The organism is Micromonospora sp. LOL_023 (genome assembly GCF_048060115.1).
Classification (GTDB): Bacteria; Actinomycetota; Actinomycetes; order Mycobacteriales; family Micromonosporaceae; genus Micromonospora_E.
Genome location: NZ_JBHMIM010000021.1, coordinates 87679 through 100068 on the forward strand (window position 1 = coordinate 87679; position 12390 = coordinate 100068).

The following is a 12390-nucleotide window of genomic DNA, read 5'->3' on the forward strand; positions in this document are numbered from 1 at the left end:
ACGTCCGAAGGTGCGTAAAGCAGGCGGCATGGCGGGGTCGACCGGCCCCGGTGCCGCGAGCGTCCAGGAGGACAACGCCGTATGGCCAAGATGATCGCGTTCGACGAAGAGGCGCGCCGCGGCCTCGAGCGGGGCATGAACACCCTCGCCGACGCCGTCAAGGTGACGCTCGGCCCGAAGGGCCGCAACGTCGTGCTCGAAAAGAAGTGGGGTGCGCCCACCATCACCAACGATGGTGTGAGCATCGCCAAGGAGATCGAGCTCGAGGACCCGTACGAGAAGATCGGCGCTGAGCTGGTCAAGGAGGTCGCCAAGAAGACCGACGACGTAGCCGGTGACGGCACGACGACGGCGACCGTCCTGGCCCAGGCGCTGGTTCGCGAAGGGCTGCGCAACGTCGCGGCCGGTGCGAACCCGATGGCCCTCAAGCGGGGCATCGAGTCTGCCGTGACGAGCGTCGCGGAGGAGCTGAGCAAGCTCGCCAAGGACGTGGAGACCAAGGAGCAGATCGCGTCCACCGCGTCGATCTCCGCCGGTGACTCCAGCGTCGGCGAGATCATCGCCGAGGCGATGGACAAGGTCGGCAAGGAAGGCGTCATCACCGTCGAGGAGAGCAACACCTTCGGGCTGGAGCTGGAGCTCACCGAGGGTATGCGCTTCGACAAGGGCTACATCTCGCCCTACTTCTGGACCGACCCGGAGCGTATGGAGGCCGTCCTCGACGACCCCTACCTCCTGATCGTCAACAGCAAGATCTCCTCGGTGAAGGACCTGCTCCCGATCCTCGAGAAGATCATGCAGTCGGGCAAGCCGCTGCTGATCATCGCCGAGGACGTCGAGGGCGAGGCGCTGGCCACCCTGATCGTCAACAAGGTCCGGGGCACCTTCAAGTCGGTTGCCGTCAAGGCGCCCGGCTTCGGCGACCGCCGCAAGGCGATGCTGACCGACATCTCGATCCTCACCGGCGGCCAGGTCGTCAGCGAGGAGCTCGGCCTGAAGCTCGACGCGGTGACCATCGACATGCTGGGCCGGGCCCGCAAGGTCCAGGTCACCAAGGACGAGACCACGGTCGTCGACGGTGCCGGTGACGCCGAGCAGATCCAGGGCCGGGTCAACCAGATCCGGGCCGAGATCGAGAAGAGCGACTCCGACTACGACCGCGAGAAGCTGCAGGAGCGGCTGGCCAAGCTGGCCGGTGGCGTTGCGGTGATCAAGGTCGGCGCGGCCACCGAGGTGGAGCTCAAGGAGCGCAAGCACCGCATCGAGGACGCGGTGCGCAACGCCAAGGCCGCCGTCGAAGAGGGCATCGTCCCCGGTGGTGGTGTCGCCCTGGTGCAGGCCGGCAAGACCGCCTTCGACAAGCTCGACCTCGTCGGCGACGAGGCGACCGGCGCGCAGATCGTCAAGATCGCGCTGGACGCCCCGCTGCGGCAGATCGCCGTGAACGCCGGCCTTGAGGGCGGCGTCGTGGTGGAGAAGGTCCGCAACCTGGAGCCGGGCCACGGCCTGAACGCCGCCAACGGCGACTACGTGGACCTGCTCAAGGCCGGCATCATCGACCCGGCCAAGGTGACCCGGTCGGCGCTGCAGAACGCCGCGTCGATCGCGGCGCTGTTCCTGACCACCGAGGCCGTGGTGGCGGACAAGCCGGAGAAGAACCCGGCCCCGGCAGGCGCGCCGGGCGGCGGAGAGATGGACTTCTGAGTCCACGTTACAAAGACCGCGGGGCGGTCACCGGCAGCACACTTCGCCGGTGACCGCCCCGCGGGCCTTTTCCCACCTCCCGCGACCCTCTCCCGCGACGCCCTCCCGCGACGATCTTGCAGTTATCGAGAGCTTTTGCCCGGTTTGTCCGTCGATAAGTGCAAGATCGTCGGGATCTTGGTGGGTCAGAGCTGTTTGTGGTACAGGAAGAAGACTCGTTCGATGCGGGCTGCGGCCGCCGAGGCGTAGAACGGCACCGGACCCACCCAGCCGATCTCCACGCGGTCGTGCCCGGCCGCCCGCTGGTCACGCAGACACCGGCGCAGCAGCGTCGCCCCGATACCGAGCCCTTCGGCGGTCGGCGCGGTGCCCATCGGGCCGAACCAACTGGGCCGCGACGAGCCGTACGCGGCGAACCCGAGCACCTCGACCGCCGCTGCCACCGATGAGGTGGCGGCTCTCCCGTCCGCCGCGTCGGCCGGCTCGCGTACCGCCAGGTGACAGCCGGCCCCCGCCGGGCCGACCGACTGGGCCACCTCGGCGGCCCACGCGTCACCGAACGTGGACTGGGCGAACTCCACCAGCGCCGGCACGTCCCGGGGCGTCGCCCGACGTACCGTGATGCCGGCCGCCGACAACCGGTGCTCGGCCGCGTCGGTGTCCCGCAACGCCGGAGACTCCGCCGAGGCCAGGTCAGCCGTCATGTTCCAGGCGGTACGGTCCTGCCGGTAGCCGAGCGCCATCGCCAGGCACACCGCCGGGGTGTAGCGCACGTCGACTCCCGGCCAGGCGTAGTACGGCGGATTGCCGGCCAGCAGCACCTCACTGACACCGAGGGCGGCCAGCGCGCTCTCCGCCCGGCCGATCAGCGTCCGACCCAGGCCCTGCCGACGGAAATCCGGGTGTACGGCGATCAGGTCCAGATGCCCGATCGACGGGTCCCGGTGCGCCAGTGACCCGAGCACCACCCCGCGTACCGTCGCGTCGACCAGGGCGACCAGGGCGATGGTCCGTCGTCGGCCGACCACGGCGGCCACGCCGGGACTCGGTGCCTCGTCGGCGGCCCAGCTGGTCAGCCGGGTGACTATCTCGGCCGCCTCAGCCGCGTCCTCGGGCAGGTCGAGCGAGGCACGGCAGAGCTCGATCACGGCCGGCCGGTGCGCTTCGGTCAACTCCTCGACCGTGAACTCGACAGGGGTCCCGGAGACGGATTCGCGTGCCACGACCGCCGACCCTAGCCGGCAGACCGGGCGGACTGCACCGCGGCGTACGCGTCGACCAGTCCGGATCCGGTGAGATTCGCCGGGTCGCCGCAGATCTCGGCGGTTCCGGTGGTCGCCCGGCCGGCGGTCTGCCGCAGGATCTCGGTGGTCCGGTCCACATCGCCGATCAACGCGGAGTTAGCCGACCACATCAGCGCGACCACCCCGGCGACGTGCGGCGCCGCCATCGAGGTACCGTCCAGCGCCGCGTAGCCGCCGCCCGGCATGGCGGACAGCACACTCGCCCCCGGCGCCACCAGGTCCGGCTTGGTCTCGCCGTCCGGTGTCGGCCCCCGGCTGGAGAAATCGGTCACCCGGCGGTCACTGTCGACCGCGCCGATGGTCAGCACATCGGAGTACGGCGCCGGCGGGTCGTCGACCGAGTCGCAGAACGGCCCGGTGTTGCCGGCCGCGGCGACCATCATCAGCCCGGCGGCGGCCAGCGCCTCGGCGGCCGGACGCAGCGAGTCGAGGTCGCACCCTTCGATCGCCGGGCAGCCCCAGGAGTTCGTCAGCACGTGCGGGGCACGTTCGGTGCGACCGTCGGTGAACGGATCCCCATCGGGCGGGAACGGGGCCAGCATGAACTGCAGACAGTCCAGGTAACGCGCCGGGTTGCCGAGGTTGCGGTCCAGGTTGACGCAGCCCACCCAGGAAGCCCCGGGGGCGACCCCGATGTCGGTGGCTCCGACCGCCGAACCGAGGGTGTGGGTGCCGTGCCCGTTGTTGTCGGTCGGCGTACGGGTGTCGTTCCACGGGTCGAACCAGGAGTCGTCGCCGCCGCGGAACCCGTCGGCCAGCGCGGGATGGCCGCCGTCCACGCCGGAGTCGGACGAGCCGACGACGATGCCGGCACCGTCGACGTCCAGTTGCGACCAGACCCGGTCGGCGCCGATCATGGTGAGGTTCCACGCCGGTGATTCGGGGGCGGACTCCTCGCCGGTGGAGCCGGCGATCGCGGCCGGCAGCGGGCGCAGTTGCTGGCTGACCAGCACCCGGTCGACGTCGGCGCGCCGCGACAGCCACGCCCGGACCGCCAGTCCGGCGTCCACTTCGATCGCGTTCACCAGGTAGTACGGCGTGTACGACAGGCCGAAACGGTCGAGGTCGCGGCGCAGGTCGGCCTGGCTGGTCTCGGCGGTGTCGATCAACCGCTGGTGGACCTCGCGTACCCGGGCGTCGCGGGCCGCCGGCCCGGTCGCCCGGGGTACGTCCGACAGGTCGGCCTGTTCGCTCATCACCACGAACAGTCGTTCGCCGTGCAGCCCCGGCTGACCGGCGGTCAGGAACACGGCGGCGCCGGCCACCGCGACGACCGCGACGGTCGTTGCCGCCACCCACCGGCGTGGCCAACCGGCCCGTGCCCGACCGAAGCCGAGACCGAAGCCGAGACCCAACGCCGCCGCGAGCCCCAGCCCGGTACCCGCGCCGGCCGCCGCCCAGAACGGCAGGTCCCGCCCCATCGCCAGGAGCAGCGACACCTCCTCGGCGTCGAGGAAGGCCAGCGGCCCGGCGACCGACAGCGCGGCCAGTACGGCGACCGGCCCACTGCCGGCCACGCCGCCGCTGGCCGGCTCGGCTACGGCGCTGCTGCCGGCCACGCCGCCGCTGGCCGGCTCGGCTACGGCGCCGCTGCCGGCCCGGCCGGCAGCCCAGATGATCGCGGCGACCGCGTAGCCGGTCGGCGGCAGCACCACGATGGCGGCAAGTTGGACCCCGGCCTGGCCGATACCGGCGGCGAGCAGCGCCAGCCCGACCCCGGCGACCGTCCCGCCGAGCAGCACGGTCCGGGCCGCCGACGGACCACGGGCCGAGCCGCCGATCGCAGCCCAGAAGCCGGGCGGCAGTCCTTCGGCGGCGTACCAGCCGACCGCTGCGGCCGCCGCGACGGCCAGCAACGTCTCCACCGCGCCGCCGAGTGCGCCGAACCACACCCAGGGCAGCAGCATGACGAGCCCGGCCGTACCGGCGATCAGCCACGCGGTCGGCTGGTCGCGGCCAGGCGCGGCGGCGGTGCCCGGCTCCTCGGCGGCAGCGCCCGGCTCGGCCCGCAGCCGCAGCACCCGCAGCCGCAGCACCCGCAGCCCGAAGGCGCCAGCGGCGGCCAGCGCGGCGAGCAGCAGCAGGTACAGCTCGTGGTAGGCGCTGGGGACGGCCCGGAGCAGTCCGAACCCGCCCAGGGCCAACGCGCCGACCAGCCAGGTGCGCCCGGTCACCCGGACCGCCGCCGAGCGCGGTACCAACGCCAGCAGCATGGCGGGCAGCCCGACCAGCAGGGCATTGCCGAGCCCGATCAGCGGCCACACCACTGCCGGCGTGGGCAGCCCACTGGCCAGTAGCACCTGATCGGCCAGCCAGCCGCCGGCCTGGGCGAACGCGGTGACGGCGAGCGAGAAGACCCCGAGCACGGCGGCGGCGACCACCGGCCACGGTCCCGGCGCCGTGACAACCGTCGCGGGATAGCCGTAACCGGGATAGGCAGATCCAGGGTACGGGTGACCGGGGTAGCCGGGGTCGGGAGAGCCAGGGGCCTGCGTCATGTTCGCCACGATAGGCGGCCGGTTACCGTGGACGGGTGCGTGACCCTGCCATCTCCCGGTACGCCGCCGGCCAGCTCTCTGTGGCCCGCCGCGCAGCCGACCTTCGCCGTTTGCGTAGTGAGCGGTTCGACGTACTGGTGATCGGTGGCGGTGTCACCGGCACCGGTGCCGCCCTGGACGCCGCGTCCCGTGGCCTCAAGGTCGCCCTGATCGAGGCCCGCGACTTCGCCGCCGGCACCTCCAGCCGGTCCAGCAAGCTGATCCACGGCGGTCTGCGCTACCTGGAGCAGCTCGAACTGGGGCTGGTGCACGAGGCGCTGACCGAACGTGGCCTGCTGGCCACCCGGATCGCCCCGCACCTGGTCCGGCCGGTGCCGATCCTGGTGCCGCTGCCGCAGGGAGGCACGACCGGGCTGCGGGCGCTGCCGGGTCGGGCCTGGCGGCGGGCCTACTACGGCGCCGGTGTCGCCGCGTACGACGCCTTCGCCGGGGTGTTCGGCGGCGGCCGTGGCATGCCACTGCACCAGCACCTGTCCCGCGAGGGCACCCGCCGGGTCTTTCCCAGCCTGCGCCCCGACGTGCTCTCCGGGGCGATCCGCTACTACGACGGGCAGGTCGACGACGCCCGGCTGGTGGTCACCCTGGCCCGGACCACGGCCAGCCTCGGCGCGGCCGTGGTGACCAGCGCCCGGGTGGTCGGGCTGCAGCGCCAGGCCCGTGAGGTGACCGGGGTGCGGGTGCGTGACATGGAGGCCCGGCCCGGTGACCCGGACGCCGAGTTCGAGGTACGGGCCCGCACCGTGATCGCGGCGACCGGGGTGTGGAGCGACGACGTGTCGCGGATGCTTGGCGACGTCGGGGTCCGGCCTGGTCTGCGGGTACGCGCGTCCAAGGGCGTGCACCTGGTGGTGCCCCGATCGGCGATCACCGGCGAGGCGGGGCTGATCCTGCGTACCGCCACCTCGGTGCTGTTCGTGCTGCCCTGGGGCGGGCACTGGATCATCGGCACCACGGACACCGACTGGCGGCTGGACCGGTCCCACCCGGCTGCGTCGGAGCGGGACATCGGCTACCTGCTCGATCAGGTGAACACGGTGCTGGACCGGCCGTTGACGCCGCGCGACATCGAGGGCGTGTACGCCGGGCTGCGGCCGCTGCTGGCCGGTGAGGCGGATTCGACGTCGCGGCTGTCCCGCGAGCACGCCGTGGTCGAGCCGATGCTCGGGCTGCTGCTGGTGGCCGGCGGAAAGTACACGACGTACCGGGTGATGGCCGCCGACGTGGTGGACCGGGCGGCGGCCCGGCTCGGGGTGACCCGGCGGTCGCGCACCGCCGACCTGCCGTTGCTCGGTGCCGACGGGTACGCGGCGATGTGGCGGGACCGGGCCGACATGGCCCGGCGGCACGGCGTACCGGCCGGGGTGTTGGAGCACCTGCTGGAGCGGTACGGCACCCTCGCCGTGGAGCTGCTGTCGATGATCGACAAGGATCCGCTGCTGGGTAGCCCGGTCTCCGGGGCACCGGAGTATCTCGCCGCTGAGATCGCGTACGCGGCCCGCGCCGAGGGCGCGCTGCATCTGGACGACGTGTTGACCCGTCGGACCCGGATCTCGATCGAGACGGCGCACCGGGGCAACGACTCGGCCGAGCACACCGCAGAGGTGATGGGCCGGGCACTGGGCTGGGACGACGCGGTACGGACCCGCGAGGTGGAGCACTACCAGGGGCGGGTGGCGGCTGAGCTGCAGTCGCAGCGGATGCCGGACGACGCGACCGCCGACGCGGCCCGGCTCGGCGCGGCGGACGTGCGGGGGTTCGCCGCCGACCGGGGCGTGGACTGGCCGACCGACACCGACATCACCACCAGTTGACCGGCCGGCTCAGCCGGGCTGGCTGAGCCGGCCGCCAGCTCAGAGGAGTTTGCCGGGGTTGAGCAGGCCGGTCGGGTCGAGCGCCTGCTTGATCGCCCGGTGGACCCGCATCCCGACCGGGCCGATCTCCTCGGCCAGCCAGTCGCGCTTGAGCAGCCCGACGCCATGTTCGCCGGTGCAGGTGCCGCCCAGATCCAGCCCGAGCCGCATGATCGCGTCGAACGCGGCCCGGCCCCGGGCCAGGCTGTCCGGGTCGGCGCGGTCGACCACGATGTTGGGGTGCAGGTTGCCGTCTCCGGCGTGCCCGACGACGCCGATCGCGATCTGGTGCCGCTCGGCGATCGCGGCGACCCCGTCGAGCATCCGGGCCAGCGTCGACCGGGGCACCGCCACGTCGTCGATGATCAGGCCGCCGTTGCCTTCGGGGAACGCCTGCGCGGCGAAGCGTTCCATCGCCGGATGGGCCAGCCGGCGGGCCTGCAGCAGGGCGGCGGCCTCGACCGCGTCACTTGCGGCGTACACCTCGGTGGCACCGGCGGCGGTGCAGACCCGCGCGATCCGTTCCAGGTCGGTGCCGGCGGCGGCACCGGTGTCGACCGAGGCGAGCAGCAGCGCGGCGGCGTCGGTACGCAGCCCCATCGGCCGGTACGCCTCGATCGCCTGCAGGTGGGTGCGGTCGAGCAGCTCCAGCAGGCTGGGGGCCAACCCGCCGGAGGCCATGTCGGCGACAGCGGTGCCGGCCTCAGCGGTGGAGTCGAAGACCGCGACCAGGGTGAGCGATTCGTCGGCGGCCGGGCGCAGCGCGACGGTGATCTCGGTGATCACCCCGAGGGTGCCTTCGGAGCCGACGAACAGCCGGGTCAGGTCGTAGCCGGCCACCCCCTTGGCGGTACGCCGACCGGTGCGCAGTACCTCACCACTGGCCAGCACCACTTCCAGCCCGATGGCGTACTCACTGGTGACGCCGTACTTGACGCAGCACATTCCGCCGGCGTTGGTGGCCACGTTGCCACCGATGGTGGACGACTCCCAGGAACCGGGGTCCGGCGGGTAGCGCAGGCCGTGCCGGGCCACCTCGGCGGCCAGGGCGGCGTTGACCACGCCGGGCTGCACGACGGCGGTGCGGTCGACCGGGTCGACGTCGACGATCCGGTCCATCGCGACAGTGGAGATCACCACCGCACCGTCGATGGCGTTCGCGGCACCGGCCAGCCCGGTGCGGGCGCCCTGCGGCACCACCGGTACGCCGTACCGGCTGGCGACGCCGATGGTGGCGACCACGTCGGCGGTCGTGCGGGGCCGGACCACGACGGCCGGGGTGCCGGCGAGGCAGAGGTCCGCTTCGTCGCGTTGGTGACCGCGCAGCAGGTCGGGGTCGGTCAGCACCGCGTCGCCGGGCAGCGCCGCGCGCAGGGCGTCGATGAGGTCGGACATGGCTCGCAGGCTAACCAGCCCGCCGGTGGGTCGACCACCGGTGCCGGTCGTCCACCATCGGCTACGCCTTCGGTGACAAGACCGACATTCAAGATATTTCGCCAGGTACGCTGCCCGCATGGCCGCCGCCGAAAAGCCGACCCGTGCGGCGGCGGCACCCCGCCTCGCCGGGCTGCTGACCGTTGTCCGCGTCCGGGGCTCGATGGAGTATCACGCCCGGTCCCAACGGGTCCGGGCGAATCTCGTACTCGCCCTGCAGGCCGGCCTGGCTGCCGCATTGTCCTGGTTCATCTCCCTTCGGGTGATCGGCCACCCGATGCCGATCTTCGCCCCGATCTCCGCGGTGGTCATCCTCAGCGCATCCATCGGCCAACGGCTCAAACGCACTGCCGAACTGGTCGTCGGAGTCGCGATCGGGATCGCCATCGGCGACGCCATCATCATCGCCATCGGCACCGGCACCTGGCAGTTGGCGCTGATCGTCCCGCTCGCGGTGATCGCCGCGGTCTTCCTCGGCAGTGGCGGCGCGTTGGTCACCCAGGCGGCCTCGTCCGGCGTGTTGGTCGCCACCGTGACCCCGACGACCAACAGCTTCTACCCGGACCGATTCATCGACGCCCTGGTCGGCGGTCTGGTCGGCCTGGTCGTGTTGATCCTGCTGTTGCCACTGAACCCGCTGACCATCGTGCGCCGCGCCGCCGACCCGGCGCTCGACGTACTGGCCGACATGCTGGTGTGCAGCGGCGACGCGTTGGCCAACAGTGACCGCCGCCGTGCCCAGTCCGCGTCCCGCCGGCTGCACGACGCGGAGAAGGAGCTCTCCGAGTTCCGGGACGCAGTGCACGCCGGGCACGAGACCGCGGTGCTGGCCCCGGTACGTTGGCGGGCTCGTGGCCCGCTCGCCCAGTACGCCGAAGGCGCCGAGTACCTCACCCGGGCACTGCGCAACTCCCGGGTGTTGACCCGCCGGGTGGTGTCGATGCTGGTCGAGGAGGAGCCGGTGCCCTCCGCCCTGCCGCTGGCGATCCGGCACCTCGGCGAGGCCGTTCGTGCCCTGCGGCACGAGCTCGACGCCGGTGTCGAGCCGGTGCGCACCCGGCGGCGGGCGCTGGACGCCGCCGAATGCGCCGGCCAGGCGTACGAGGCCGGGGTCGGCTTCAACGGCAGTGTGGTGGTCGCCCAGATCCGGGCCACCACCAGCGACCTGGTCCGGGCCAGCGGCAGCGAGCCCGATGAGGTGGAGCAGCTGGTCAGCGAGGCGTTCGGGCACCGGGGCAACGGCTAGGTCCCGACGCGATCCCCGGCGTCGCGATCGGCTGACTACGCTGACCCAATGGTCGACTCTGTGCCCGGCGGTTCCCCGCAGGAACCCCCCACGCCCGACGCGGACGAACCAGCGGGCCAGCCGGTGCCGGTCGGTCGGCCGGTGCAACCTGCGCCGGCAAGCAAACCCGGGCCGACTGAGCGGATCCGGCGGAGCGCGTGGCTACGCTGGCTGGCGCTGGCCGGCATCGTGGTCTTCATCGCCGGCTGCGGAGTGGCGATCCTCGCCTACCTGGGCACGGCGCTCGGTCCGGTCGCGCTGACTGTCGGTGTGATCGCCGCCGTGCTTCCGGTGCCGGTGCTGGTCGCCTGCTTCCTGTGGCTGGATCGCTACGAGCCGGAGCCGGTGCACTATCTGCTGTTCTGCTTCGCCTGGGGTGCCTTCGTCTCCACCTACGCGTCGCTCAACGTGAACAACTTTTCGGCCGATCTGCTGTACAAGCTGGGCTATTCGGAGGCGCTGGTCGCGGTGTTGGTCGCACCGTTCATCGAGGAGCTGACCAAGACGCTGGGCCCGATCCTGCTGTTGCTGACCCGGCGTCGCGAGTGGTCCGGCATCACCGACGGCATTGTCTACTGTGGCATGTCGGCGATCGGCTTCGCGATGGTGGAGAACATCCTCTACCTCGGCGGCTACGGCTACGCCGCCGGTGCCGACGAGTACGGCCCGGCAACCGGAGTGCAGAACGTCTTCGCCATCTTCATCGTCAGGATCCTGTTCACCGGCTTCGCCCACCCGCTGTTCACCTCGATGGCCGGGGTCGGACTGGGGATCGCCGCGCGCAGCGCCGACCGCCGGGTCCGGATCCTCGCCCCGACCGCCGGGATTCTGCTGGCGATGATGCTGCACGGCACCTGGAATCTGATCCCGACCCTGGTAGAGGCGACCGGCCAGACGCTGATCCTGCTGTACGGCTACATCGGGCTGATGGTGCCGATCTTCTTCGGGATGGTCGGCCTGGCGGTGTGGCTGCGCAGCTGGGAAGGTCGGCTGACCGAGCGGACCCTGCCGGACTACGTACGAGCCGGCTGGTTGACCCCGCCGGAGGTCGCCGCCCTCGGCAGCCTGGGCCGGCGGCATTCCGCCCGGCGATGGGCGAGCCGGGTCGCCGGCGACCCGGGCGTACGGGCGATGCGCGACTTCCAGGCCGCCGCCACGAAGCTGGCGCTGCTGCGCGACGGGCAACTGCGCGGGCTGGAGACCAAGCCGAGCCAGCTGGCCCGGCACACCAGGGAGGAACAGCGGCTACTCACCGCGCTGGCCGGCTACCGGCAGGCGTTCGTCGGCCGGGATCCGCAGGCCCCACAGGCGTTGTGGAACGGCGAGCACTACCAGATGACCTTCCCGGACGGCAGCCAGCGGCAGGTCGACGCACCGGACGAGCCGGTGGTGCCGATCCCGGTGGTGCTGACCGCGCCACCGCCACCACCCCCACCGGTCTACGCCTTCGGCGGCCAACCGGGCTGGCCCCCCGGCTTCGGTGGCCCACCTCCTCCGGGCTACGGACCTCCTCCGGGCTACGGACCTCCTCCGGGCTACGGACCCCCACCGGGCTACGGACCCCCACCGGGCTACGGCCCGCCGCCCGGCTTCGGCGGCCCACCTCCTCCGGGCTACCGTCCGCCCTCGGATTACCACGTCCGGCCCGGTCACTACAGTCCGCCGCCGGGTTCCGGCCCGCCGCCGAGCTAGCTGGCCGTGGGCGTGCGGACCGCCCGGACACCGATGTCTGTTTCACCGTGATCCCGTTGGGACCCTGATGGCTTATTCGGTGTAGGTCAGGCGGCGAGGGTGAAGTCGAGGCGTTGGAGGTGTGTTGTCCGGGTGCGGTCGAGGGGGCGTCCCGTCCAGTAGCTGTCGAGGCGGATGATGTTGATCGCGGTGGCCGCGAGGGTGTGTTCGAGTCTGGTCTTGGGCAGGCCCCGGTAACGGGCGGTACGGGTTCCGGTGACATGGGTGCTCTGGCGCATGGTGCCCTCGATTCCGGCGCGGGCGGCGTAGCGGGCCTTCCACTCGGAGGTGTTCTGCTGGATGCGGGCAGCGGTGAGGGCTTCGTGTAGGTCACGGGGGTGGATGGTGATCTGGCGGCGGGTGCCGCGGGTGCATTCCTGGCGGGTGGGGCAGGGCTGGCAGACGGTCTTCGGCCAGGACACCACGATGGTGTCGGTGTCGCGTTGTCGGCAGGGTGACCAGCTTGTGCTGGTGTTGCCCTGGGGACAGACGCCGTGGCGGGTGTCGAAGTCGAAGGTGAACGC

Annotated in this window: 8 protein-coding genes; 4 read left to right on the forward strand and 4 right to left on the reverse strand. The window is 72.0% G+C overall.

Features of this window, described 5'->3' with window-relative positions:
- The first annotated feature begins 81 nt into the window (after window positions 1–81).
- Complete coding sequence (groL, locus tag ACFHVL_RS13975) at window positions 82–1704, forward strand: chaperonin GroEL (RefSeq protein ID WP_416628168.1); 1623 nt, start codon at window positions 82–84, stop codon at window positions 1702–1704.
- Between the two features lie 185 nt (window positions 1705–1889).
- Here the strand turns inward: groL and ACFHVL_RS13980 are convergent, their stop codons facing one another.
- Both ACFHVL_RS13980 and ACFHVL_RS13985 read right to left on the reverse strand, forming a co-directional pair.
- Window positions 1890–2927, reverse strand: coding sequence for a GNAT family N-acetyltransferase (locus ACFHVL_RS13980; protein WP_416628169.1), 1038 nt, complete (start codon window positions 2925–2927; stop codon window positions 1890–1892).
- 11 nt (window positions 2928–2938) lie between these two features.
- Complete coding sequence (locus ACFHVL_RS13985; protein ID WP_416628171.1) at window positions 2939–5506, reverse strand: S8 family serine peptidase; 2568 nt, start codon at window positions 5504–5506, stop codon at window positions 2939–2941.
- A 50-nt stretch (window positions 5507–5556) separates the two neighbouring features.
- Here ACFHVL_RS13985 and ACFHVL_RS13990 point away from each other — a divergent pair, with 50 nt between their 5' ends.
- Window positions 5557–7377: a glycerol-3-phosphate dehydrogenase/oxidase gene (locus ACFHVL_RS13990; RefSeq protein ID WP_416628182.1), complete on the forward strand. Its 1821-nt coding sequence runs from the start codon at window positions 5557–5559 to the stop codon at window positions 7375–7377.
- A 39-nt stretch (window positions 7378–7416) separates the two neighbouring features.
- On the opposite strand, the gene ACFHVL_RS13995 is transcribed toward ACFHVL_RS13990, so the two are convergent.
- The gene (locus ACFHVL_RS13995) at window positions 7417–8811 is read right to left on the reverse strand and encodes an FAD-binding oxidoreductase (RefSeq protein WP_416628172.1); all 1395 of its coding nucleotides are present in this window, start codon (window positions 8809–8811) and stop codon (window positions 7417–7419) included.
- 118 nt (window positions 8812–8929) lie between these two features.
- On the opposite strand from ACFHVL_RS13995, the gene ACFHVL_RS14000 reads away from it, so the two are divergent.
- Window positions 8930–10096 carry an FUSC family protein gene (locus ACFHVL_RS14000; protein WP_416628174.1) on the forward strand — a complete coding sequence of 389 codons (1167 nt, stop codon included), beginning with the start codon at window positions 8930–8932 and terminating at the stop codon, window positions 10094–10096.
- A gap of 48 nt (window positions 10097–10144) precedes the next feature.
- Window positions 10145–11827 carry a PrsW family glutamic-type intramembrane protease gene (locus ACFHVL_RS14005; protein ID WP_416628176.1) on the forward strand — a complete coding sequence of 561 codons (1683 nt, stop codon included), beginning with the start codon at window positions 10145–10147 and terminating at the stop codon, window positions 11825–11827.
- An 86-nt stretch (window positions 11828–11913) separates the two neighbouring features.
- On the opposite strand, the gene ACFHVL_RS14010 is transcribed toward ACFHVL_RS14005, so the two are convergent.
- On the reverse strand, window positions 11914–12390 hold a 477-nt coding region (locus ACFHVL_RS14010), incomplete at its 5' end, for a transposase (protein ID WP_416628177.1).

Excerpts from the sequence above, each read along its gene's own strand:
- groL (WP_416628168.1), top strand. The coding sequence starts at position 82 with ATGGCCAAGATGATCGCGTTCGACGAAGAGGCGCGCCGCGGCCTCGAG.
- ACFHVL_RS13985 (WP_416628171.1), bottom strand. The coding sequence starts at position 5,506 with ATGACGCAGGCCCCTGGCTCTCCCGACCCCGGCTACCCCGGTCACCCG.
- ACFHVL_RS13995 (WP_416628172.1), bottom strand. The coding sequence starts at position 8,811 with ATGTCCGACCTCATCGACGCCCTGCGCGCGGCGCTGCCCGGCGACGCG.
- ACFHVL_RS14000 (WP_416628174.1), top strand. The coding sequence starts at position 8,930 with ATGGCCGCCGCCGAAAAGCCGACCCGTGCGGCGGCGGCACCCCGCCTC.
- ACFHVL_RS14005 (WP_416628176.1), top strand. The coding sequence starts at position 10,145 with ATGGTCGACTCTGTGCCCGGCGGTTCCCCGCAGGAACCCCCCACGCCC.